The organism is Flavitalea antarctica, from assembly GCF_054461535.1.
This window is the reverse complement of the sequence record NZ_JBTLQG010000050.1, coordinates 1-25,059: the sequence shown is the minus strand read 5'-3', so window position 1 is coordinate 25,059 and position 25,059 is coordinate 1. Positions and strand designations below refer to the sequence as shown.

The 25,059-nt window shown below is 44.0% G+C and carries 14 protein-coding genes and 1 pseudogene; 8 read left to right on the top strand and 7 right to left on the bottom strand.

Translation table 11 applies throughout. The features are described 5' to 3' along the window. Positions 1 to 383 precede the first annotated feature (383 nt). Entirely contained in the window at positions 384 to 2,996 is a 2,613-nt protein-coding gene (locus ACX0G7_RS25460; RefSeq protein ID WP_458926361.1) for an MGH1-like glycoside hydrolase domain-containing protein, read from the bottom strand. Between the two features lie 714 nt (positions 2,997 to 3,710). On the opposite strand from ACX0G7_RS25460, the gene ACX0G7_RS25455 reads away from it, so the two are divergent. Further along, positions 3,711 to 4,739 carry a hypothetical protein gene (locus ACX0G7_RS25455; protein WP_458926360.1) on the top strand — a complete coding sequence of 343 codons (1,029 nt, stop codon included), beginning with the start codon at positions 3,711 to 3,713 and terminating at the stop codon, positions 4,737 to 4,739. 418 nt (positions 4,740 to 5,157) lie between these two features. Here the strand turns inward: ACX0G7_RS25455 and ACX0G7_RS25450 are convergent, their stop codons facing one another. Further along, positions 5,158 to 7,434 carry an outer membrane protein assembly factor BamB family protein gene (locus ACX0G7_RS25450; protein WP_458926359.1) on the bottom strand — a complete coding sequence of 759 codons (2,277 nt, stop codon included), beginning with the start codon at positions 7,432 to 7,434 and terminating at the stop codon, positions 5,158 to 5,160. A gap of 326 nt (positions 7,435 to 7,760) precedes the next feature. On the opposite strand from ACX0G7_RS25450, the gene dgoD reads away from it, so the two are divergent. The 7 genes from dgoD to ACX0G7_RS25415 all read left to right on the top strand — a co-directional run bounded on the left by dgoD (position 7,761) and on the right by ACX0G7_RS25415 (position 19,980). Next, complete coding sequence (dgoD, locus tag ACX0G7_RS25445; protein WP_458926358.1) at positions 7,761 to 9,005, top strand: galactonate dehydratase; 1,245 nt, start codon at positions 7,761 to 7,763, stop codon at positions 9,003 to 9,005. 46 nt (positions 9,006 to 9,051) lie between these two features. Next, positions 9,052 to 9,957 (top strand): DUF4380 domain-containing protein, encoded by a 906-nt coding sequence (locus ACX0G7_RS25440; protein WP_458926357.1) that lies wholly within the window; start codon positions 9,052 to 9,054, stop codon positions 9,955 to 9,957. A gap of 1,032 nt (positions 9,958 to 10,989) precedes the next feature. Continuing rightward, positions 10,990 to 12,249 (top strand): mandelate racemase/muconate lactonizing enzyme family protein, encoded by a 1,260-nt coding sequence (locus tag ACX0G7_RS25435; RefSeq protein WP_458926356.1) that lies wholly within the window; start codon positions 10,990 to 10,992, stop codon positions 12,247 to 12,249. Positions 12,250 to 12,370: 121 nt separating this feature from the next. Then, entirely contained in the window at positions 12,371 to 15,508 is a 3,138-nt protein-coding gene (locus ACX0G7_RS25430; RefSeq protein ID WP_458926355.1) for a SusC/RagA family TonB-linked outer membrane protein, read from the top strand. A 173-nt stretch (positions 15,509 to 15,681) separates the two neighbouring features. After that, positions 15,682 to 17,220, top strand: coding sequence for a SusD/RagB family nutrient-binding outer membrane lipoprotein (locus tag ACX0G7_RS25425; RefSeq protein ID WP_458926354.1), 1,539 nt, complete (start codon positions 15,682 to 15,684; stop codon positions 17,218 to 17,220). 61 nt (positions 17,221 to 17,281) lie between these two features. Beyond that, positions 17,282 to 18,589, top strand: a complete 1,308-nt coding sequence (locus ACX0G7_RS25420) for an MFS transporter (protein WP_458926353.1) — start codon at positions 17,282 to 17,284, stop codon at positions 18,587 to 18,589. 26 nt (positions 18,590 to 18,615) lie between these two features. Then, a complete protein-coding gene (locus ACX0G7_RS25415) occupies positions 18,616 to 19,980 on the top strand; it encodes an enolase C-terminal domain-like protein (RefSeq protein ID WP_458926352.1) in 1,365 nt (454 codons plus the stop codon). A 196-nt stretch (positions 19,981 to 20,176) separates the two neighbouring features. Here the strand turns inward: ACX0G7_RS25415 and ACX0G7_RS25410 are convergent, their stop codons facing one another. From ACX0G7_RS25410 to aspA, 5 genes and pseudogenes are all read right to left on the bottom strand, one after another. Beyond that, positions 20,177 to 20,866, bottom strand: coding sequence for an outer membrane beta-barrel protein (locus tag ACX0G7_RS25410; protein WP_458926351.1), 690 nt, complete (start codon positions 20,864 to 20,866; stop codon positions 20,177 to 20,179). A 21-nt stretch (positions 20,867 to 20,887) separates the two neighbouring features. After that, positions 20,888 to 21,916 (bottom strand): DUF481 domain-containing protein, encoded by a 1,029-nt coding sequence (locus ACX0G7_RS25405; RefSeq protein ID WP_458926350.1) that lies wholly within the window; start codon positions 21,914 to 21,916, stop codon positions 20,888 to 20,890. A gap of 95 nt (positions 21,917 to 22,011) precedes the next feature. Then, complete coding sequence (locus ACX0G7_RS25400; protein WP_458926349.1) at positions 22,012 to 23,115, bottom strand: amidohydrolase family protein; 1,104 nt, start codon at positions 23,113 to 23,115, stop codon at positions 22,012 to 22,014. Between the two features lie 335 nt (positions 23,116 to 23,450). Continuing rightward, positions 23,451 to 24,515 carry a glutaminase A gene (gene glsA / locus ACX0G7_RS25395; RefSeq protein WP_458926348.1) on the bottom strand — a complete coding sequence of 355 codons (1,065 nt, stop codon included), beginning with the start codon at positions 24,513 to 24,515 and terminating at the stop codon, positions 23,451 to 23,453. Positions 24,516 to 24,632: 117 nt separating this feature from the next. Beyond that, positions 24,633 to 25,059, bottom strand: a pseudogene (gene aspA / locus ACX0G7_RS25390) (aspartate ammonia-lyase); the annotation flags it as partial.

The window sequence follows — 25,059 nt, the reverse complement described above, 5'->3', positions numbered from 1 at the left end:
AGTTCCTCCTGCCTGGCTGCACGCATCATTTCGCGAGCCAATGAATGGCGCGAACAAGTCGGTACAAAGTATCAATACTAAAAATTATTTTTATGACCGCTTCAGTTCCATTTGTTTGGCGGTTTAATTATCTGGAAACTTATCAATATTCGGAAGTAGCCGGCAAAGCAGGGCTAACTCCATTAACATTAATCGAGGTCGTCAAATGGCCATCAATATATAACAATAAACCTAAAATGAAACACTTGCGCTGTTCCTAATCATGTAAGGATGATCTCGGTGTATTTTCACGGCTCCCTGAGGCTTGTTTATTGCAGCACAAAGAAAACGTGGGGACCTTTGATTTTTGGTACTGCGTCATCAATTTTGAAAAAAACCGAATCCTAATCATCATCCATCTCCAACAACAAATTTGCTATCAAAGCCGTCCAACCCGTTTGATGCGATGCACCCAAACCTTGGCCGGTATCTCCATGAAAGAATTCATAAAACAGGTGATGTTCTTTGAAATGATTTTCTGACCAGCACGAGTGATGGTTGCCATGATACTGAAATTTTCCTGCATCATTTTTTTCAAAGATCTTTAATAGCCTTAAAGTAAGCTGATTTGCGATTTGTTTCAGGTTCATTTTATTTCCTGACCCTGCCGGAAATTCATAAGTGTACCTATCGCCATAATATTTATAATATTTTCTAAGGGAATTAATAATCAAATAATTTAATGGTAACCAAATAGGTCCCCGCCAATTTGAATTACCCCCAAACATAGCACTGGAGCTTTCTCCAGGTTCATACCGGATACTATAGTTGCTACCCTGGTATCCAAACTCGTATGGATTATCCTTATGGCTTCTTGACAATGAACGGATGCCGTAATCTGATAAAAACTCAGCCTCATCTAAAAGCCTTTTCAACAGGTTTTCCAGCCGGTCATCTAACATAATAGCAAATAAATAATTGCCATCTTTGTTCTTGTTTTCCATATCTGAAATGATCCTGGTTAAATCCGGTCTTGTAAGCCTGATGACCTCTAACCTGGTATTAAACTGCCGCAGATATTCAAATACACTGCTGTGCATTATTTCAACGGCCAATAAGGGAATGATCCCAACAAGAGAGCGGATTTTCAAACGCTGGCTTGTCCCATTTTCAAATTGAATGGCATCGTAATAAAATGCATCCTGGTCATCCCACAGAGAAATATCCTTCTTTCCTATATGATGCATGGCCCATCCAATATTAAGAAAGTGCCGGAAAAACTTGGCAGCCGATTCTTCATAGGCCCGGTTATGTTGGGCTAATTCCAGTGACATGCGTAACATGTTTATCGCATACATGGCCATCCAGCTTGTAGCGTCCGCTTGCTGAAGTTTTTTAATACCCGGGGGCATATGGTTCCTATCAAAAACACCTATATTATCAAGGCCAAGGAAGCCTCCCTCAAAAATATCTGTTCCATTAGCGTCCTTTTGATTGACCCACCAGGTGAAGTTCATGAGTAACTTCTGGAAGGCCCTTTCCAGGAAGTCCCAATCAGAAACGCCTGTTTTTTTCTTATCTGCTTCATACACATACCAGACACCCCATGCATGTACGGGAGGATTGACATCACTAAAATTCCATTCATAGGCCGGAATCTGGCCATTGGGATGCATATAGTATTCCCTGAGCACTACCAAAAGCTGCTGCTTGGCAAAGTCCGGATCGATATGAACAAAAGTTGCTGCATGAAAGGCGAGATCCCAGGCCGCAAACCACGGGTATTCCCATTTATCAGGCATGGATATGATGTTGCGGCAGGTGAGATGTTGCCAATCGTAATTTCGCTTTTGTTTACGATCAGGCTGCGTTTCATTGGGTTCTCCAAACAGCCACTTGAATACATCCAGGTAATAGAATTGCTTGGTCCAAAGCAACCCGCTTACAGAACTGCGCAGCAAAGTCTTATGCGCCGCAGATAATTTTTTTGGAGTAAGCTGCTCATAATAGCGATCGGTGTCAGACTTGCGCTTCGCAAATATTTCATTAAATCCTGTCCAGGGGTCATCCAGCCCCGCTTTACTTAATCTTATTTTAAAGATTTTTGAGGCCCCCGGCTGTATCGTTTCTTTAAACCAAACGGCTGCTTTGGTGCCTTTTTTTTTGGGGTTAACAGTATTCTCGTTATTTACAACGTAATTGTTTATTCCATCTTTAACAAAGGGAAAATCATTTGGCCTGTTATACATCCGCTGATTATTGGTTTCGTTTTCACAGAATAACTGTTCACCACCCTGGTGATAGAGAAAAAAACTGCCATTGCGTGCAGAGTTTGTTTGCAGGATATTGTTGGAAAACGAAATTATTTCAGGCCTGGTAAACCGGGGATTGTGTTTCCAAAAATTACGAAACCAAAGATGAGGGAGTACATGAATAATAGCTGGCTCAGGACCTCGGTTATGCACTGTAATTTTCATCAGGATTTCGTTCATTTCATCTTTTGCATATTCGATGTAACAATCAAAATAGCGGTTCTCCCTGAATGCATTTGTGTCGAGTAATTCATACTCCGGGCTTAGCCGGTCTTTCCTATTCTGTTCCACCAATTCCAGGTAAGGAAATGCTGCCTGTGGATATTTGTATAGAAATTTACAATAGGAGTGAGTAGGTGAGGAATCCAGGTGAAAATATAGCTCTTTCACATCCTCTCCATGATTGCCCTCTGCATTGGTCAATCCAAAAAGCCGTTCTTTTAATATAGGGTCCTGTCCATTCCAGAAAGCAGGAGCAAGGCATAAGACCTGGTCGGCATCACAAAATCCACCTATTCCTTCTTCACCCCAACGATAGGCATAGCTCCGGGCAAGATCATGATTAACGTAGTTCCATGTATTTCCTTCAGAGCTATAATCTTCCCTGACCGTGCCCCATTGACGGTCAGAGAGATAAGGGCCCCATTTTTTCCAATTTTTATTATTGGATGAATGGGCCAGACGTTCATTTTCCAAATTATCCATTACTACGTATGCTTAGAATTTAATATAGATAAATCAACAGCCAAATTGGGATTAAATTTGGTGTTAATGCATATAGTCAATATATATTATATTCCATAATATGAAATAATGCTTAATGTTAAATCTCTCTGACGACTGCAGGATGTTATCTTCGGATATTTCCTGCGGACAAAATGCAAGTGAATAAAAAGAAAGAGAGAAGTTATCTAATGTGCATCCCGGCGTTAAGGCTGGGGTCATTGGTTCCAATCCAATCCCGATCGTAATGGTCGACAAACATTAACGCTCATTGCCGAGTATCTTTCACGCTGAATTTTTTGTTTCCCCATTCAGCCACATATACTTTTTTTTATTAACTTACTATTACTTCTTCTACTCGTATTGGCTACTCCATACGAAGTCCAATTTACTTTGCTGCCTCATTTCTGCAACCACAAAATAAGACTGTGTGCAACAAATTAAACCGTTGCAGATACACACGTATGCCTATCGCTTTCCGGGTCTAACGTAGTACCCTACCTGACAACGTCCCAGCAATACATCACTCCATTAATGTCCACCATCCACAGCCCTTATGAATGTCTGCATTAGCAAGTCTGCATACCCTTAAACAAGTTTCATCGCTTAACTTTTTTCTTGTTTCCATATTTATTTATGCCAATGATGGCTACCAGGTACCGGGAATCATTTCTTAACCAACTAAAATGAAAAACAATGAAAAACTTTATCGTCAACAGCCAAAATCGCACGCTACTACTGGCCCTTTGCTTTGCCATAGTTATCGCGGGTTGTAGAAAAGGTGAAAGCCCTCATGATATGCCTGTGTCTGCAAAACCACTGGTAACGGGCCTCAAGGAGCTACAGGGTAGTACTGTCGGGCCTGATAAGGCGTTATATGTTACTGCACCACTCGATGGCATCATATGGCGGGTTGATCCGAAATCCGGAGACTATGAGGCCTTCGCCACAGGATTACCAAAACGAATTCCGGACCTGTTTTACATCGGTAGCGGAGTAGTGGACGTGGCCTTCCGTGGTAAGACTCCATACGCGCTGGTAACTGGTGTCGGGCCAGATCTTGACGGTAAAGACATCGTTGGTATCTACAGGATAGATGGCCCCAATAGCTTCAGCATCACCGCGGACATCGGTGCCTGGTCCATCGCTCATCCCCCGGTGCCGGCCTTCTTTGTACCCACCGGCTTTCAGTATGCATTTGAACCTTATAAAGATGGTTTCATAGTAACTGACGGTCACCATAACCGCATACTGTATGTTACGACCAATGGTAATATCAGCGAAGTGGTTGCTTTCGGAGACGTTGTGCCCACCGGGCTGGCGCTGAAAGATCACACCATATATTTAACCCAGGCCGGCCCCATTCCTCATCATCCTGAAGACGCCAAACTCATTGAACTGTCCACCAAGGCACCGACCCCTAAAGAACTTGCCTCTGCGGCCGGAATGGAGGCGGGGTTATTCGTTGACGTGGAATTTGGTCAAGGGAACAACCTATTTACGCTTGCACAAGGCACCTGGGATGGTCCTTTTGAAGGAGCTCCGGCGGAGCCGAATACCGGTGCGCTACTGCTATACAGGCCTGATGGAAGTTTGTGTGTCGTTATCGATGGCCTTAACCAGCCCACCTCGATGGAGTTCATTGGTAAGAAGGCCTATGTAGTTAGCCTCGCGGGAGAGATCTGGGAGATCAACCATATCTCCTCTCCGCCATATGGTCATTAACACCTGGAGATGTTTGTTTGAATTGAAGGGTCGGCTGTTGCGAAGTCGACCTTTTTACATTTATCAGACCATACCGGTGATTCTTCATGCTTTGAAATTTTGCCATCTCTTCTTAAGGGGAAACAGGCTCTTTTTGAATGAGAGATAATATCTGGGTTGAAAGATCATATGTTGAGCTAAGAGATCATATCCTGGGTTGAGAGATCATATCTGGGTTGAGAGATCATATGTTGAGCTAAGAGATCATATCCTGGGTTGAGAGGTTATATCCATGGTTGAGAGATCATATCCTGGTTGAGAGATCGTATCTTGAGTTGCAAGGTTGAATTTGCAGCCCAGACACTTCATCTCAGGATGAAATGCTGTTGGTTAAGTTGACGCATGCCAGGCTGAGTAACATCGTTGGCGGTCTCATCGTTCAAGGCAACGCGAATGCTATGTATTTCCCACCGGGCTTATGATCATTTTTTACGCCGCCCGCGGCAATAACAACATATTGCCTGCCTCCTGTTTTATAAGTAATGGGAGTTGCAAACCCACCGGCTGGTAATTGATATTCCCAAAGGGTCTTGCCGGTTTGTTTCTCAAAGGCTCTTATCCTTTCGTCTTTTGTTCCGGCGATAAAGACAAGGCCACCGGCGGTAACAATCGGTCCACCATAGTTTTCAGTACCGGTTATCGGAATTCCTTTTTTTGTGAGTTCGGGGAACTCCCCCAGGGGAACTTTCCACAAGTATTCACCAGTATTCAAATCAACTGCACTTAGTGTACCCCATGGTGGTTTAACAGCAGGATACCCATCGGGATCCAAAAACCTGTTTAGCCCGCTTTTCAATATGTAAGGAGGATTATATGGAAAAACGTTTTCGTCATATTCAGTATTTTTTTTATCAACAGCCGCATTACGTCCGTTCACTTCTGGCTTTTTATTTCCTGACCTTCCCCCGGATATTCCTGGCTCAAATTTCGATTTCCGTTGCACTTCTTTGTTAGTAAGGAAGTCCACAATTGCGTTTCTGTCTCTTTGCCCGATGTGTTGGAAGGCAGGCATTCGTCCACTCCCGTTCCTGATTATTGCATTGATCTGTTGACTGTTTAATTTGCCGTCAACATTTATCAATGAGGGATATTCCTTTGATGCCCCTTTCCTGTTCACGCCATGGCAGGCAGCGCAATTCGTAAGATATAATTGTTTCCCCTGTGATATCCGTTCTTGTGTTAACGTCTGTATGTCAGTCATACTAACGTCCCAGACCATCTCATTGACATTCTGATAAAGTATCCCTGTAGGATCTGTCGCATTGCCGCCCCATTCCGCTCCACCACCTATAGCATAATATAAAGATCCTTCAATACTCGGTGGCATGAACTTATCGCCCGACCTGCTGGAAAGAAAACGTTTTTTTACAAATGCATTCGACTCCGGCGAGATGTTTGTAAGATCTTCAATAGTTAATACCTGTCTTGAGAGAGGAGCAGGCTTCAGAGGAAATTTTTGAACGGGCCAGGGCCTTTCACCTGGTAAGCCTTGAGTTGGGACAGATCTTTCTTCAACCGGAAACAAGGATGTACCCTTATCCCTGTCAAGTACATAAATTAATCCGTCCTTTGTTGCCTGGACAACAACATCCACGTTAGAACCCTGGTGTTTGACGGTTACCAGGGCTGGAGGGCATGCTATATCCCGATCCCATAAATCGTGATAGATGGTTTGAAAGTACCAGTTTAGTTTTCCGGTTGAGGCATCAAGTGATAAGATACAATTCGCAAATAAATTTTTACCTGCCCTTTCACCGCCATAAAAATCAGAAGATGGTGAACCGGTCCCAAAATAAACTGCACCCCTTTGTTCATCGAGCACCATGCCCGCCCAGTTATTTGCTCCACCAATTTTTTTGTAAGAGTCTTTTTGCCAGGTTTCATAACCCGGTTCACCGGGCAGAGGTATAGTATGAAACACCCAGATCAGTTTACCGCTCCTAACATCAAATGCCCGGATATATCCCGGTGCGGCGTCACCGCGCTCGGAGACACTGGATCCTATTATAAATATGTTTTTGTAGATGATACCGGGGCTGGTGGCCCGCACGGAAAGATTTGAAACATCGTGGCCAAGACTATCATGGTGCAGGCCTTCATGGAGGTCAACGATGCCGTTATTACCAAACTCATCAATCAAATCACCGGTACCTGCGTTGACCGCATATAAACCGGAACCAGCCGTATACAATAATCGCTTATCATTTCCATCTTCCCAATAAACAAGCCCACGTGCGGGATGGAGCTCCGGCTCCTTGTTCTTAAACGGATCAAACTTCCACAACTCTTTACCGGTTGCTGCTTCAACAGCAAACAATTTAAGCATTGGCGTGAGGCCGTATAATACGTCATTCACCACGATAGGCTGACATTGAATCTCGATATTTCTTCCAAGTTTGTTACGTGCAGAATCTTCAGCAGTATCATAGGTCCAGGCTACCACCAGGTCCTTTACGTTTTTCGTATTTATATCGCTCAGCACTGAGTAACGGTTTCCCTCCTTATTGCCGCCATAGTTTCGCCAGTCGCGATCATGCCGGTTAGTACAACCGGCAGCCACGATAACAAAGGTTAACCAGAGTATAAAAGGATACTGTTGATATTCATGCAGTGTACGAGGTAAGACAGTGGTTGGTAATTTAGAACCTGGCAGCATGTTGGATCACTTTACAAATCAGGAAAAAACTTTTAAAAAAGTGAGTAGCTATTAAAAAAGAAGATACATTTAAGAATAAATTTCTCGCGGACTTTAGACAGAAAGTTACTTTAATTGAATTTCACAAATACAGTTTAGTAGCGATATTTCAAATTATTTTGCAGTAGTTGCATGTTCACCTGTGCTTCCCGGTTATATCATGCGTTGTCCGAAGTTGCATGCTGCATCCGACTTTTTTGACCGGTCGTCATTTCGTTGTTGTTCCTGTCGTTATTGATTTCGTTTTGACTTGTGATTTCTGATCCTGAAACATAAAAAACCGCACAATGTACAACTCATCGAACAGCTCAGGTGTATCCCGCCGCAATGCAATCCAATCAGTATTGGGCGTAATTGGTGGAGGGATGGTATTACCACTTACTTCCTATGCTACGCCACCCGAACGATTGCCTGCCAAAAGAGAAGTAAAAATTACAAAACTTGAAACTTTCCTCATAAAACCCCGTTGGCTTTTCCTGAAAATTCATACTGATGCCGGCGTAGTTGGTTTAGGTGAGCCGCTCCTGGAAGGTCGTGCCCTGACTGTGAAGACAGCCATACAGGAGGTTGAACCATATCTCATTGGAAAGGATCCAAGGCATGTAATCCATCACTGGCAGGCGATTTATCGTCATGCCTTTTACCGTGGTGGCCCCATACTTACAAGCGCCCTGAGTGGGATCGACCAGGCGTTATGGGATATCAAAGGGAAGCTCCTGGGTGTGCCTGTGTATGAACTTTTTGGGGGACCTACGCGTGATCGTGTCAGGGTCTATGGCCGCGCACGTACGCCGGATGACATACGCAAACGAAAAGCCGAAGGGTTTACGGTTATAAAAACATCGCTGGATCATGAACATCCGGCAAACATTGTAGAAAATCCGAAATTTATAAAACGCGCGGTAGACAGTTTCGCTGCTCTGCGTGATGCGGGTGGAAATGATATGGATATCGGAATAGATTTTCATGGAAACATATCACCACAGACTGCCAAACTTATCATCAAAGAACTGGAACCCTATCATCCCATGTTTATTGAAGAACCTTGCCAGGCGCAGAATGCTGATGTGATGGCAGACATCGCACATGGAACGCACTTACCAATAGCTACCGGCGAACGGATCTTCACCAAATGGGGCTTCCGGGAACTACTGGAGAAAAAAGCAGCGAGTATATTACAGCCCGACCTTTGTCATGCCGGCGGTATTACCGAAGGCCGGCTGATAGCAGGGATGGCCGAGTCCTATTATATTCCAATCGCTCCACATAATCCAATGGGTCCGATCTCGCTGGCATCGGGACTTCACCTGGCAGCAAGTATACCCAACTTCCTGGTGCAGGAGCAGGTGTCACTCGGTGAAGGCTACCTGAAGAATCCATTCAAGCTACAAAAAGATGGTACGGTAATGATTCCTGATGGTCCGGGTCTTGGAATTGAACTTGACGAAGATCAGATAAAAGATAAGATCGGTCATGACTGGAAGAACCCGGAAACATATAATTTCCTGGATGGATCGGTTGTGGACTGGTAAATATTTATCTGAGTGAGTTCTTTATAGCGGATAAATTGCGCGTCTTATGAAGATATTATTAATCGTTGCTACTTGTTCTTTCATCCTCGCGTGCACCAGCCAACGCGCGATCCCTGTGAACAGTGATGGTGTGATCAGCGTTGAAATTGACAACGTCATGTTGGAAGTAGATCCTGCGACCGGCGCCAGAATTACAGCTTTGCGATATCAAGGGAAAAACTTTCTGACAGGTAAGGATATTCATCCTGACTATTGGGGTTCTACTTTATGGCCCAGTCCTCAAAAAGAGTGGGGTGGGAACCCTCCACCGGAGCTCGACAAACAGTCGTATGCGCTGACGATAGACAATAAGGTTATTAAAATGGTGAGTAAAAAGGACGAAAAGTATGGCTATGTCTTTTCAAAAGAAATTTACGGTGATAAGAGGAATGGGTCATTCAATATCAGGTATACAATCTTAAATAATTTAGACCAGGTGAGAACTGTAGCTCCATGGGAGGTAACCCGTGTACATACAAAAGGGCTCGCGTTTTATCCGAAAGGAACTGGCGAAAGAAGGGGAAACCTGGCAGGTTTTGCAGAAGATATAGATGGAATCACCTGGTTCAGGTACGATGAGCAAAAAATTCCCGCGTCCCACAACAAATTTTTTGCCGATGGGTCAGAAGGATGGGTAGCACAGGTAAATGATGATTTGATTTTTATCAAAAAATTCCCTGACATTCCCGCGGAGCAGGCAGCCCCCGGAGAATCTGAAATTGAAGTTTACACAAACCCCGGGAAATCATATGTTGAAATAGAACAGCAGGGAGCATACGAAACATTGCAGCCGGGCGCATCGTTGACCTGGGAAGTCCGGTGGTTTCTGAGAAAGATTCCCGGCAACATCAATCGCGTGCCCGGTAGCCCGGATCTTGTTGCCTTTGTAAGAAATGTCCTGGAGAAACAGTGAGCCGATATCAATTCGGACGCTTGTATGTTTGATAATTGACTATACAGGATTCACCATCAAGTCACTAAACATTTATGACACCATTATGCCTAGTTCGGTAAGATCCATTATCGGATCACATAGTGCATCATAGCATCAGCATCACTATCGGACCAGATAATACCACATACTATCATGATCCACATCGGAGCACATTATGCTTCAAAGTAGCATGATCCTCATCGGGCGACATCAGGCTGCATACTATCATGATCGTGATTGACCGACATAATACTGCATAATATCATGATTCTTATAAGACCACATAATGCTTCATGATATCATAATCCATATCGGACCACCAGGGATTATTGAGTCATCATCCATGATGGCACCACAATTTATCCCGGAACCAGCATAGTGCAGCACAGTGAAGAATAGCATCTCAATGTGATTCCCTTTTTTGAACCAAAAATCGATAAATCTCCATGCAGAGAAGACTGGCAAAGCATCGGACCGATGCCAGCAAAACATAACAATCAAACAGCAACTGTCAAGGTGATACCTCCTTCGATATCCTTCAACGTGTTAATTTTATAATGTGAAAGTTCATTTATAATTTTTTTAATTATTAAAAACTTTTAGTTTAATTTAAATAACAAATAAGAACTACTGGTCTTTTGAAAACCTGACCACGTCTAAAAAATAATACAGGTTTTCCTGGCCTCTCTTTCGTAATTTTTTTTTGCAATCAATATTACTCCGTGCCATCCTAATAGTAGCGATTACTGATCTCTGGTTAATTCCTTCGTGCAAGCCGCCTTGTGAAGCCTTGTAGTGTTTGTTGCCTCATTAGTAGTGCATCGCAGTATCGAAGTCCTATTTCAGCAGGCTTATTGTGTCTGACCTGAAATCGTGCAAGGGATGTCACCATGTTCCAGTCTTCCGGTAGTTATTGATATTAAAACCATACATAGACCTATTCAACCAGACCTGTCTCATTAGTCATAAGCTGCAATTGCCTGGTGATTTGCAATTGCATAAAACCTGTATATGCAAAGAAGAAAGTTTCTTAAGTCTGCTCTTGTCGGATCAACAGCTGTATTCACCGGATCTTCGTTGCTTAATGCCAGCCCCTGCCATGTAAATGGAGCTACTTCATCACTTAAGATCACTAAAATCAGGTATTACAGTATACCGGGATATAACAAGCCATTATTTAACCAGGCCCGGGGAGTTGTTGAAGTTGAAACTAACCAGGGCATAATCGGTATCGGGGAAGGAGGTTCCAAGGATATGATAGAGCAGTGTGCACAGATGCTGATTGGTGAAGATCCTTTCAGGATTGAACACTTATGGCAATACCTCTACAGAGGAATGTTTTATCCACCCGGCCGGGAAAAACTTCATGCACTCGGAGCTTTGGAAATGGCTTTATGGGATATCAAGGGTAAAGCGCTGAATGTGCCGGTGTACGAATTGTTTGGTGGCTCCACCCGCGAATATGTTGAGTGCTACGCCACTGGTTTTGCTGCTTCCAAAGGAACAACCCAGGAAGAAAGAGCCCGTGATTGTATTGCGGCCGGCCTTAGATCTTATCGCATAGGGCCCACCGGTGGCAATGGCGAAGAGCGATTTGATTTTTATGATAATGCCAAAAAAACCATCGAGTTCTGCAAACGAATTGATGGTGCAGTGGGAGGTGGCGGCAACTGGGCAATTGATCTGCACACGAGGTTTGATCTGACTGAAGGGATAAAGATCTGCCATGCGCTCGAAAGCCTGGAGCCCTATTTCATTGAAGACATAGTGAGGTCAGAGAATCCCGGCGTTTACAAGACGGTGCGTCAAATGACTAAGGTGCCGATCGCTGTGGGCGAGCAGTTTGGTGACCGCTGGGATGTAAATGAACTTATTGAAAACAGGTTGATTGATTACTCAAGGGTTACGGTACCAAATACCGGTGGGTTGAACGAGTTCAAAAAGATCTGTACCATGGCGGAAACACACTATGTCGGCATGATTCCCCATTTCACCGGTCCCTTATCTACCGCCGCACTTGTTCATGTACTGGGATCAAGTTCACCCGCCAGATGCCTGATGGAACTGGCTGGTGGAGCGCCTGAAAAACCCGCTTATTTTAATGACGATTACATCATATTCAAAAATGGCAAGTTATATCTTAACCCGGCTCCGGGCTTAGGTGTAAAATTTGATCCGAAGAAGGCAACCTTCGTGATGGAGGTCACTGCCAAAACCAAATTCCCCCATCCATACCTGTTAAGCCCCGATGGAGCCATCCATAATTGGTAACCTGATTGTTAACGCTCATAAACAACTATAATTAATCAGCCTAAAAAAAGTCTTCAAAGTAACTGATCAAAAATTTTCATAAGCGATTCACTTTCCTGAACCATCATTTAAAACGATTGCGATGAAAAAATTCAAACTCCTTTTTGCTCTAATTTTTTTATGCCATGGCTATTTGTTTTCCCAGAATCTGAATATTACGGGTAAAGTAACAGGTCGTCAGGGTGAGAACCTTACACGTGTAACCGTAACCGTTAGCAGCTCCAAACAAGCTACCGTAACAGATGACAATGGTAATTATTCCATCTCTGTTCCGGCAAACGACACGCTTACCTTCACCTCGGTTGGCTATCTTCCCCAAACCATTCCGGTTGAAGCCCGGACTGTCATTGATGTGAAGCTTGAACCTGATGCTAACAACCTTGATGATGTGATCGTGACGGCACTTGGAATCCGGAAGGAAACGAAAAGGTTGGGTTACGCAACGGCCTCCGTAACCGGTGAACAAATTACCACCAACCGAACCCCGAATGTTGCGAGTGGTTTACAGGGAAAACTCGCGGGGGTAAACATATCAACGATGGGAACCGGGCCTGCAGGCTCGGCGAAGATCAGGATCCGGGGCCAGTCATCTTTCAGTAGCCTGAACAGCCCCCTGATAGTCATTAACGGTGTACCAATGGATAACACAACATTTGCGCTGGGAAGTGGTAATGGATTCAGGGCCGGCCAGGTAAACAGTACAGATGGAGGAGATGGTCTCAGTAGCATTAACCCGGATGATATTGAGTCGATAACAGTGCTGAAAGGTGCCACCGCATCTGCGCTTTATGGCTCCAGGGCTAAGGACGGAGTTGTGATGGTTACCACAAAAACAAAGGGATCGGCCAAGGGTATCGGGGTAGATTATAATCTGAATTACACAGAAGATACGCCCCTTGATTTCACAGACTTTCAATATGAATATGGTCAGGGAGAAAGAGGTGTCAGGCCGACCACTCCCTTTCCACAATCTGCCGTCTGGAGTTTTGGAGAAAAGTTTCAACCCGGGATGACCCAGGTTCTGTTTGATAATGAAACTTATCCCTATGAGCCTGTTTATGACCGGTATAAAAAGTTCTACAGAACAGGTAAAAATCTTACCAATACTGTTACACTTTCGAACAATGGAGACAAGGGCGGATTCAGCCTGTCGTTTTCAAATACGGATAACCGGGGCATCATGCCTAAATCCGAGTTCAACCGTAAAACAATAAATCTTGGCTTTACGCAGAACGTCGCAAAGGGGTTAACTGTTTCCGGTAACATCAATTACTCAAACGAGCACAATACAAATCCGCCCCAGGTAAACACCCAGGATATGGCAGTACCAACTGTATTGTATACGCTGGCCAATTCGATGCCTTTTCATGCAATGGAACAGAACCAGACTTTGCCAAATGGAAACGAATTTGTGATGTCAAGGTTTTTGGTGAGAAACAATCCTTACTACTCGGTAAACCACCGGTTTGAAAATATAGAAAGAGACAGGTCCATCGGAAATATTGCCCTGAGGTACCAGGTGAACCCCTGGATTTATATACAGGGAAGAATTGCGCAGGATATGTATACCCGGGCACAGGATTATAATATACCTAATGGCTATGCGCCGATTCCTGCAGCACCAACGGGCTTTATTAACGGTTCCTATACGCAGGACATCCGGCGATTCCGGGAAAGGAATTATGACTTCCTGGTTGGCGCAAGTCCCAAGTTAAATGATTTTGCACTTGATCTCACTCTTGGTGGTAACCAGATGTACCGGAGACAGGAATACAACAGCGTTAGTGTGACTGACTTTGTACAACCCGGGCTGTACACCATATTGAATGGAAGAATAAAAGATCCGTTATACAGTAAATCGGAAAGAAAGGTAAATTCATTGTACGGAGCAGCGGAGTTCTCCTATAAAAACTTTGTCTTCCTGAATTTTACAGCACGCAACGATTGGTTCTCAACGCTCGCGCCGGAAAATCGAAGTATCCTTTATCCATCTGTTACCGCTAGTTTTGTTTTCACCGATGTATATAAGAACCGGCCTGGTTGGTTAACTTATGGAAAAGTGAGGGCAGCTTATGCGGAGGTCGGCGATGACAATGTTGCTCCCTATTCCAATGTATTATATTATTCTGTCAACAATAATCTTTTCCCTAATCCAGCAGGGCAGAACATTCCCGTTGGCGGTATCAATGCATCAACTATTCCCAATGCTGATCTTCGTCCGTTGAGAGTTTCAGAAACTGAGTTTGGCGTGGAGCTAAAGTTCCTCAACAGCAGGATCGGGTTAGACTTTACCTACTACCGCAAGATCACAAACGACCAGATCCTGGCTGCGCAGGTATCAGACGCCTCATCGTATACAAACCAGCTGATCAATGTTGGCCGGAGTATGAATAAAGGTCTGGAAATGCTATTGACAATCGCTCCAATTGTTACCAAGAACTTCAGATGGGATGTTAGCGCCAATGCTTCCTTTAATACTTCAGAGGTATTACAATTAGGTCAATCCGCGGCAGACACGGTAATCGCTGTGGGAGGTGGCGGCGGCCGCTTCGTTAAACAGGTGGTCGGGAAGCCGATCGGAGCCTTGTATACGTTTTTATACCAGCGCGATGCGCAGGGCCGGCAGATCTTTGATGCCGCCAGTGGAAGACCATTGCGAAACAGTTATGATACTTATGTCGGCAATGTGTTGCCAAAGTATTTCGGGGGAATTACAAATTCATTTACGTACCACGGTATCAACCTTACTGTGCTGATAGACTTCAAGCTGGGGGCAAAAATGATAGCGGGTTCGAATATGAACGCGCTGCGGCATGGATTACATAAAAGAACACTTGTAGGTCGTGAGCAGGGTTATGTGATTGGTGTGGGGGTGAACCCGGATGGAAAAGTCAACGCTACAAAATCTGATCTTCAGCCATTTTATGAAACACCCAATGTCTTGGGCGTAAATGAAGATTTCGTATTCGAGTCAGGCTTCTGGAAGTTACGCCAGATCACACTGGGTTATGACTTCACAAAACACCTGAAGAACCTGAAGTTTGTAAAAGGGTTAAAACTCAGTGCTGTTGCTAACAATGTGGCTATACTGAAAAAATGGACCGAAAACATGGATCCGGAAAATGTCGCAAACATATCCGATAACGAGACCGGCCTTGATTTCTGGACAGCCGTGCCGCCCACAAGAAGCATAGGCGTTAATCTGAACATCAAGTTTTAGGATGATCTATCCGGATAAGCAATAGGATGATCCCCCTGAACAAAAGTTTCAGGGGAATTACACTGACAGTAAAGTTTTTGTGATATCTAACCGGGCCTAAAGTTCCGGGAAACCTGGACTCAGCAACAGTTTCAATGATAAATAATTATTTGAAGCACCATAAAAAAATAGTTATGAAAAATATTAAGATCTATCTGCTTGCCATGGTCACAGCGATGTGTACGCTTACAAGCTGCGATAAGGATTTTGATGAATTAAATGTCAATACGGTCGATCCGACAACACTGGATCCCCAGTTCATTATGAACCGGGCAATTATCGAATCTACCTATCCTGATAATTTTGCAACCCTGCAAATGCTGACCTACAATTTCGGCATTGTTCAACAAATTATAACACCATTCGGTAGTTCACTATCCGGTGGTAACTATAATATCTTCAACCCGGCCAATACAACTCCTGTCTGGATAAATTTTTACAGGAACGTCCTCAAGCAAAATTTTGACGTGATTGAAAAAACCAGGGGAGATAATGCCCGTACTAATCTTTACAATGAGGCAAGGATATGGAGGGCTTATGCTTTTATGATACTGACCGATACTTACGGCGATATTCCATACAAGGAAGCGGCACAGGGTTTTATTTCAGGGATAATTCAACCCAAATATGACAAACAGGAAGATATTTATAAGGACATCTTAAAAGAGATTGATGAAGCTACAGTTGCACTAGATGCCGCAAAAGCTACATCTACCGGTGATATCCTGTATGGAGGTGACATCGTGAAATGGAAAAGATTCGGGAACTCGCTCCTGCTGAGAGCCGGAATGAGATTGTCGAAGGTGGCACCCGACCTGGCAAGAACATATGTTGCAAAGGCGGTTGCGGGCGGATTGATGCAGACCAGCAATGATGATGCGATATTGCGACACACTTCTTTATACAACAATTGGATAGCCGTCCATTTAACTGCAAGAGAGAAAGCAAATTTTTACCTGGCTAAGCCATTTGTGGATTTCTTAAAGAACAATAATGATCCAAGACTCAGGTCGATAGCATATCGCCATGTAGGTGCAAAGTCAGGCGCTGAACAGGCACCACCACGCACCACAACTGACCCGGCGCTTCAAATAGGAATGCCCATGGGTTATGATGACGTATCCATAAAAAATACATTTCCAACATATGGCGTGGCCAGTCTTTACGATTATTCGCAGGTTAACCTCAACACCATTCTTAAAGTAACGTCTCCGGAATATCATGTCACCTATTCTCAAACCCAATTGTTGCTGGCCGAAGCTGTTGTCCGTGGATGGACAACCGGCGATGCCAGCCAGCTGTTTCATTCGGGAATCAGGGCACATATGCGGCAAATGGCAGATTATGATGCCAGCGCTGCAATCAGTGAGAGCGCAATTCAGACTTATTTAAATGCCAATCCACTGAATACAGCCACTGCGCTGGAACAAATCAATACGCAGTATTGGGTTTCTGCCTTTATGAATGGTGCCGAATTGTTTGCTAATTTTCGCCGGAGTGGTTTTCCCGCGCTCACCAAAAATCCATATCCTGGTTCCGAAATCACTGGCAATTTTATACGGAGGATGCCTTACCCCGATAGTGAGATCATTACTAATTCAGCTAATCTTAATGCGGCGATAGCACAACAAGGCAAAAACGATCTTAACACCCGGATCTGGTGGGATAAATAATTTGTTGATTAACACAAAGGACATTTAATTTCATTAATCCTGTCTCATCAAAACTGAACGAATGGTTGTTGCAAAAAAAATCCGGAACTACCGATGGCTCGTTGTTGTTTTATTGTTTTTTGCTACTACCATAAATTATATTGACAGGCAGATCATTGGTTTATTAAAACCATTGCTGGAAAAAGAATTCAACTGGTCAGAAACGGACTTCGCTCATATCATTATGGCCTTCACCGCTGCCTACGCAGCAGGGCTTTTGTTTTTCGGATGGCTGATAGACAAGATAGGAACCAGGCTGGGATATACTATCACGGTGATCGTCTGGAGTGTTGCCGGAATGCTTCACGCGCTCGCCCGTAGTGCTTTTGGCTTTGGCCTGGCAAGGGTTGGACTTGGTTTAGGAGAGGCAGGTAATTTTCCTGCCGCCATGAAAACCGTGGCTGAATGGTTTCCAAAAAAAGAAAGGGCGTTGGCTACGGGTATCTTCAATGCCGGTACCAGTATAGGTGTAGTAGCCGCGCTTTTCATTGTTCCCTTGATTCTAAATTATTACGGCTGGCAGGAAGTATTTTGGATCACCGGAGCTTTAGGATTTGTTTGGTTGATTTTCTGGTTGATGTTTTACGATATTCCATCAAAACAAAAACGGCTGTCAGCTGAGGAATATACATTGATCAAAAGTGGCCAGGATGCTGAAAATGTGAACGCTGGCGCCGGTGTCAAAGTCAAATGGCAAAAGTTATTCCTGTTCCCACAAACCTGGGCCATGATCACCGGTAAAGGATTAATAGATCCTATTTTTTGGTTCTTTCTGTTTTGGTTGCCGTCCTATTTCTCATCGATATTCAGCCTTGACCTGAAAAAACCCAGTCTGGAACTGATGATTATTTACGCAGCTACAACCATCGGGAGCATTGGCGGTGGTTACTTATCATCCTTGCTGATCAAAAGGGGATGGCCGGTAATCAGGGCAAGAAAAACAATTCTTATCATCCTGGCAGTGCTGGAGGTGTCGATCATCCTGGCACAATTTGCAAAAGAAGCCTGGCTTGCCGTTGGCCTCATCAGCCTGGCTGTGGCTGCTCACCAGGCATGGGCAACGAATGTATTTACGCTCGCTTCCGATCTGTTCCCGACTGAGGCCGTCAGTTCAGTAACCGGCATCGCCGGAATGGCGGGGGCGGTTGGAGGTATCCTGTTTCCGATCCTGATAGGATACCTGCTGGATAGCTACAAATCAGCTGGTAATCTTGCAGGAGGCTATCACCTGATCTTTACGCTTTGCGGATTCACATATTTGATTGCCTGGATCATAATTCACCTGCTTACCCGTAAAAGGGGAAAAGTAAATCTCAATAGTTTAACCTGATCGGATAAAAATTTAAAACGAAGTCAATGAAAACACCTGAAATCGAATTCTCATCAAGCCGGCGCGACACTCTTAAAAAGCTTGCTCTGGGGTCAACAGCCGGTTTACTCGGCCTACTGGGAAGTCCTGCTTTAAACGCCCGTGAATCGCATGTGCATGAAGGTTATAAAGCGGGTGTACCACCTGTAAAAATCAAAAGCGTGAAAGCGATTGCCACCGCGCCCGAAGGCATCAACCTGATAGTGGTGAAGGTTGAGACCACGGAGCCTGGTTTATATGGCCTTGGCTGTGCGACCTTCACGCAACGGGCAGTTGCGGTGGTAGCTGCAATCAACAGCTATCTCAATGAATTTTGCGTGGGTAAAGATGTTGACAATATAGAGGATATGTGGAACTCGGCCTATGTAAGTTCGTACTGGCGCAATGGACCGGTATTGAATAATGCACTGAGTGGATTGGATGAGGCATTGTGGGATATAAAAGGGAAACGTGCTAATATGCCCGTGTACCAGTTACTTGGTGGTAAGAGCCGGTTTGCTGTGGACTGTTATGCGCATGCCAGTGGCACCTCACCGGAAGCCGTTGCCGAAAGTGCACAAAAGTTAATGGCCCAGGGGTTCCGCCATGTAAGGATCCAGCAGGGTGGTTATGGCGGAGTGGGGGCATTGGCCCAAAAGCCGGATTACGAGGCAGCGGGTTATGGTTATGAAGGAGATAGTTTTATGAACGAACGGGCATATCTGAAAGCGGTTCCAAAGATGTTTGAGATGACCCGTAAAGTCTGTGGAGACGAAGTTGAATTGTTACATGATATTCATGAACGTGTTCAACCTATGGATGCTATCAATATGATTAAAGCGACGGAAGATTACCGCCCGTATTTTATCGAAGACCCCTTCTCACCAGAAAACATGGAGTGGTTCAAACAGCTGAGGGCAAGTACCACGGTACCTATTGCGATGGGTGAGCTGTTTAACAATATCAATGAATTCAAAATGCCGATGGTTAATCAATGGTTCGATTATATACGGGTGCATGTGTCCCAGATTGGCGGGATAACGCCTGCCATGAAAATTGCCAGGTTGGGCGAATGGTTCAATATAAAAACAGCCTTCCATGGTCCTGGTGATGTATCACCGGTGGGACATGCGGCTCATGCCCATATCGATCTGGCCGTGTGGAACTTCGGCATACAGGAAGCGGTTAATTTCTCAGATAAACTGAAGAGCATTTTTACTGGTTGCCCGACTATGAAGAATGGTTACATGTCAGTAAATGAAGTTCCGGGCCTGGGCGTGGATGTTAATGAAAAAGAGGCAGCCAAATATCCGATTGGTACAAAGTCGAGGTGGCAGGTAAGAAAAAGTGATGGCACCATCATCAGACCATAGTTACCTCGGAATTGAATACAGCCTGGTTAACGAGATCCTTGCATCCCATAAATGGAATTGCTATGATGCACAGTCAACCAGGCTGTTGTATTTTTAAATTATGTCTGTAACCGGCTGAGTGAATGTGCTATCGGCACACAGCAATCAGTAATCCCTAAGAAACAATCAGAGTCAGATATGAGTAATTTGTAATTAATTAATTTACTGGGGCTTGCTGCGAGGTATTTTTTGGTCCACCCAGTTTAAAAACCACTCCGCCACCAAGCGAAAACTGGTAAACAGAAGAATAGGTAGATAAGCCGGGACTAACACCACCTGTACCAAAATAGATTCCACCACCGGCGCCCTGTGCCACTGATGTGAGTCCTGTCTGTAATTTAATCCCCACCTTTTCTGAAGCCCATATGTTCGTACCCAGTTTTATTGCCCAGGCAAATTTAGTAAAGTTCCTATCTTCACCAGTTTCCGGATCGCCGAGATTTATAAGACCCACACCGAGTTGTATACCAAAGAAGGGTTCCACCGCAGGTTTCCAGGGGAAGTATTTGTTTGTTCCAATCATGATATAGTTGATTCCCAGATCAAAATCCTTTGTCTTGACATTATTAATAGCTACATTATCATCATAATATGTAGTGGGGGCTTTAGTGTCTTCCCGCAGATAGGTAAGCTCAACACCCATGTTCGGAATCACCATATATTCCACACCAAGACCCCACAGGAATCCGGCCTGCACCGTTCCATCATAGTAGGAGGTGTTAGAATAATACGAATCTACGCGGTCATCAAATACATAATTGCCATAAAGATTTAACCTGAATTCTGGTTGCTTTTGTGCATTCACCTGGATTGTACAAAATAAAAGGACGATCAATAATATTTTCATGTCTCAATTTTTTTTGCGTGACTAATAATTAAGTTTATAGTTAATTCCAAATACAATTCCGAAATCCAACTTGCGGCTATCACTGCCCGGGGGCTTGCTATCATAGTTATTATAAGGTTCAAGACTCAGATAGAAGTTTTTGAAGACCTCCCAGCTAACACTCATGGAACCATCGTTTCTGAAACGCCCGCTTTCGGACAGACTATAATAGAAGGTCTCAGCGAGCAAGAAGTTAATTTTTGGATGTTCAAACCTGAAAAAATTAATTTCTAATTGCCCGAATAATTCTGTCAGGTTTCCTGATTCGACATTCTCCGTACTTCGTTCCTGGTTCACAACTACACCACCTCTTGCCCACGTATACACATGTTTACTTGTATAGAATTTGTTGCCGATGCCAAGACCTTCCTGGAACCTTCTCTCCAGACCCAGTTCGAGGTTTCGTTGGTAACTAACGAAAATGGTGGCAAACCAGTTCCTGATAAAATAGTAATTGTATTTCAGGTTCACTTCTTCCTTTTCCCTGTTGAACAAACTGTCGTATATAGTATAAATGCCCAGGGTCGTCAGGTTCAGTTCACCCTTACGGGAGCTGTATTTGATTTTGGAGTCAAAGTTAAGTCGGCCAAATCCGCTCGACCTGGTATAGGTATAACCTATTCCGACAGTGCCGGTAAACCGCTGTGCTATTGATTTGTCAAAAGCATATAACACAGAAATATCTTCCACATTTATTGTCACAGTATCGGAACCACTGCTCACATAGATACTGTGTGTAGCCGGATGTGCATGGATGGTGCCGAAATAAACCTGGCCCTCGACCGTTTCAATCCTGAAAATTTTCCTTATCGCCGACATCGTCCTTAATTTTCGTAATTGAACCGTAATGTCATTTGCATCATCCGGATCAAATGTTACCACGCCTAACTTCGCTGATATAAGTTTTCCGACTACTATCGTTCCATTGGTAAAAAACACCGTATCTTTTAATGCCTGGGAATTTGCAAAAGAGCATATCAGCAGGCATATACATATGGTGATGATCCTCATTCATGTGTTATTAACAATCGGTTTGAACATTGTCTATCATCATTTTCTTTCACTGTCACAACCTTGTATTCGCTCGGCCGGTAACACCCGTACTGCTACTTTATATTATTTTTTTCCCAGGCCCGGACTTTTTTTCTTGCTTCATCAAAAAGCCTGATATAGTTTCCCTTTCTGATCTTTTCACTTGTTCCCGGAGAAAGCGCTTTCCAGAAAGGGCCATACATTTCGTATACTGATAAATAAAACTTTTGATCCGGCGGTGCTACCACATCTGAGCCGAATAAAAATCTGTCAGGATAATTATTCATCAGCCGGGCACTATTTTCAATGGAAGCCGGGGATGACAGGATGTATTTAGCCACCTCATCCCAGGAGATATCGAAATATACATGAGACATCGCGGGATCATCCAGGATTTGTTTTACGACCTCTATGTGGGTGGAAGATCTTTCCCCGGTAGGAGTGGATGCCAGCCCGACCGGGTGAACGATCCGGCCAAGACCAATATGCGCCCAGATGATGGTAGTTTTCGGATGACGTTTCAATACCTTTTTCATCTGGTCAAGATAAACCGGTTCGGTCTTGTCTTTTGCCATGGGCATATCCATGTCATTATGCAACACAACAACCAAACCCACTTTGCCTGCAAAATCAAGTATACTGTCAAGTGCGGGATTGGTGAGGCTGGCTACTTCGCCGGCCACTTTGGAAGAAACAAATTCCTTGTGTATAGAAAATTCTCCGATACCGGTAAACACGTTTGGAAAAGTACGCAACACCCGTTCAATATGTTTGTATGCATACATGTCAGCCGGATTGAAACCGGTGATCATTGGGTCAAGCCGGCTCTGCTGCTGCGGGGGGAGCGACTTATATTGCATAGCAATATATGCATCAGTAAATGAATAGTAATATAGGGGTGCATCTGACTGCAGGTAATAAGTGGGGGCGAAATTTCCTGAATTCTGGTAAGACCATTGTTGTTGCACCGGAATTCCAAATAAGGTTGAACGACCAACTTTATCGCCCATCAACTGAACAAATTTGCTGGCAGTAATACCTTCCTGGATATAATTGGTAAGATGAAAATGGCTGTCATTGAACAGGATCTCATCCGCTGTATTTTTCGTCTGTGCCAACAAATTGTTGCAAACAAGAAGCATTGAAACGATCTGTTTACTATACATGTTTGTTCTCATTCTTTCATTAAGTAATCATCCTGTCCAATTGATTTAACCGCGACTTTTGACAAACTGGTTGCCTTCCTTTCAGGACGGGATTTCGAAGTTTACAATGCCGGGACAGCTATTAAGGAGCCAGTTCGCCCTTCATCCATCAAGCCGGAATAAATTCCTACATACATTGTGCCTTCAAACCGCCATAGACCGAGCTGAAATCCTGACCTTTAGCTACCATGCAACGATGTGGCAGGGTCATCAGTAGTCACATTATCCGGAATGATAAGGATATCCTGGGAAGAGCAAAACACTTCCCAGGAAGTATTGCCTTTTGAAACTGGTAACGATATTCTGTATTACTGCTTTGGTTCAACCAGGTATGGGTTGACTTTAAGCTCCTTTACGATATCATAAATAACCTTCTGGGCTTTTACACTGTTGCCGACAACGTTAAGTGGGGGAGAGATCACGGCTATTCCAAATTTGCCGGGACACACGGCAATTATTCCGCCCCCAACGCCGCTTTTGCCTGGTAAACCCACTGCATATAGCCATTGACCCGAATCATCATAAAGGCCCGCGGAAGCCATGACGGACAAGGTGAAAGCACTGGTTTCAGGTGACACGACCTTTGCCTTTGTGATCGGGTTGATTCCACCACTTGCCAGGGTTGCTGCCATTACGGCAAGGTTTTTGGCATTGACGTTAATTGCACATGCGCGTGTATATATGTCAGTCGAAACAACAGGATTGAAGTACATGCGGCCATAAGCCAACAAAAGATGAGCGATAGCCTGGTTTCTTAAATTATCACCGGCTTCGCTTATGTATACAGGTTGATTCACCTCTAATTGCGCTCCTGCAAAATCATTATGAGTCTTTATGATATTCGCCCATTTAGCAGCAGAGTCTGCTCCTCCGATCATACTTACCGCCGCTATGGCTCCGGGGTTAACGAGGGGATTGATTTCCTTACCTTTCTGAAGCTCTATGGCGATAATTGAATTAAACCGGAGACCAGTAGCATCAACACCAATTTTATCCATTACCGCTTTCGGACCTTGTTCTTCAATCACACGTGCCAGTGTAAATACTTTGGATATTGATTGGATTGATACCCGGGATGTAAGGTCACCTTTTGTGAAGATCTGGCCATCTGCAGTCACGATCGCTATGCCAAATATATTCGGGTCAACATTCGCCAACTCTTTGATATAGTCCGCATTTTTGCCTTCTTTGAGATCTTTGTATTTCTCATATGCCCTGTCTATAGCAGCCTGGTAAGGCGGTGCAGCCTGGGTTGTTGCGGATTTGCTTGCCGCTGTCTTGGATTTTGTTCCCTGCGCAATAACTGTTGTAAACGGCAGCGTCAGACTGACTATGATCAGTATCCTGCCAGCCAGGGTCATTATTTTTTTCATTTTTATTTATTTTGCATTTTAGAATTAGGTTATGGTGTTGCCTTGACAAATCATATTGAATCTTTTCATAGGATAGCCAGCACATTAATCAGGCGACTATTCCCCGGGATTACGTGTCTATTTTTTCTGCCCGGTCATTGCTGCAGGATCAAGCAGTTTTTTGATCTGGTCTTCAGTTAATAATTTCTTCTCTCTTATTAATTCAAGAATACCTTTGCCTGACTGTAGTGCTTCTTTTGCTAACTCGGTGGTTTTTTCGTAGCCCAACACAGGGTTAAGAGCTGTGACAATGCCAACACTTCTCTCGATATAATTTTTCAACACTTTTTCGTTGGCGGTAATTCCATCAATACAGTTTTTCCGAAACAAAGGCATTGATTTATAAAGTATCGCCTGTGATTCCATAATTGCAATAGCTACCACTGGTTCGTATGCATTTAACTGTAGTAATCCGTCCTGTGATGCCATCGTTACAGTTACGTCATTGCCGATAACTTTGAAGCACACGTTATTCATCAGTTCGGGCATTACGGGATTTACTTTT

Coding starts and splice junctions, on each gene's coding strand:
- ACX0G7_RS25450 (WP_458926359.1), bottom strand. CDS start 7,434: ATGCTGCCAGGTTCTAAATTACCAACCACTGTCTTACCTCGTACACTG.
- ACX0G7_RS25455 (WP_458926360.1), top strand. CDS start 3,711: ATGAAAAACTTTATCGTCAACAGCCAAAATCGCACGCTACTACTGGCC.
- dgoD (WP_458926358.1), top strand. CDS start 7,761: ATGTACAACTCATCGAACAGCTCAGGTGTATCCCGCCGCAATGCAATC.
- ACX0G7_RS25415 (WP_458926352.1), top strand. CDS start 18,616: ATGAAAACACCTGAAATCGAATTCTCATCAAGCCGGCGCGACACTCTT.
- ACX0G7_RS25400 (WP_458926349.1), bottom strand. CDS start 23,115: ATGAGAACAAACATGTATAGTAAACAGATCGTTTCAATGCTTCTTGTT.
- ACX0G7_RS25420 (WP_458926353.1), top strand. CDS start 17,282: ATGGTTGTTGCAAAAAAAATCCGGAACTACCGATGGCTCGTTGTTGTT.
- glsA (WP_458926348.1), bottom strand. CDS start 24,515: ATGAAAAAAATAATGACCCTGGCTGGCAGGATACTGATCATAGTCAGT.
- ACX0G7_RS25435 (WP_458926356.1), top strand. CDS start 10,990: ATGCAAAGAAGAAAGTTTCTTAAGTCTGCTCTTGTCGGATCAACAGCT.
- ACX0G7_RS25440 (WP_458926357.1), top strand. CDS start 9,052: ATGAAGATATTATTAATCGTTGCTACTTGTTCTTTCATCCTCGCGTGC.
- ACX0G7_RS25460 (WP_458926361.1), bottom strand. CDS start 2,996: ATGGATAATTTGGAAAATGAACGTCTGGCCCATTCATCCAATAATAAA.
- ACX0G7_RS25430 (WP_458926355.1), top strand. CDS start 12,371: ATGAAAAAATTCAAACTCCTTTTTGCTCTAATTTTTTTATGCCATGGC.
- ACX0G7_RS25410 (WP_458926351.1), bottom strand. CDS start 20,866: ATGAAAATATTATTGATCGTCCTTTTATTTTGTACAATCCAGGTGAAT.
- ACX0G7_RS25405 (WP_458926350.1), bottom strand. CDS start 21,916: ATGAGGATCATCACCATATGTATATGCCTGCTGATATGCTCTTTTGCA.
- ACX0G7_RS25425 (WP_458926354.1), top strand. CDS start 15,682: ATGAAAAATATTAAGATCTATCTGCTTGCCATGGTCACAGCGATGTGT.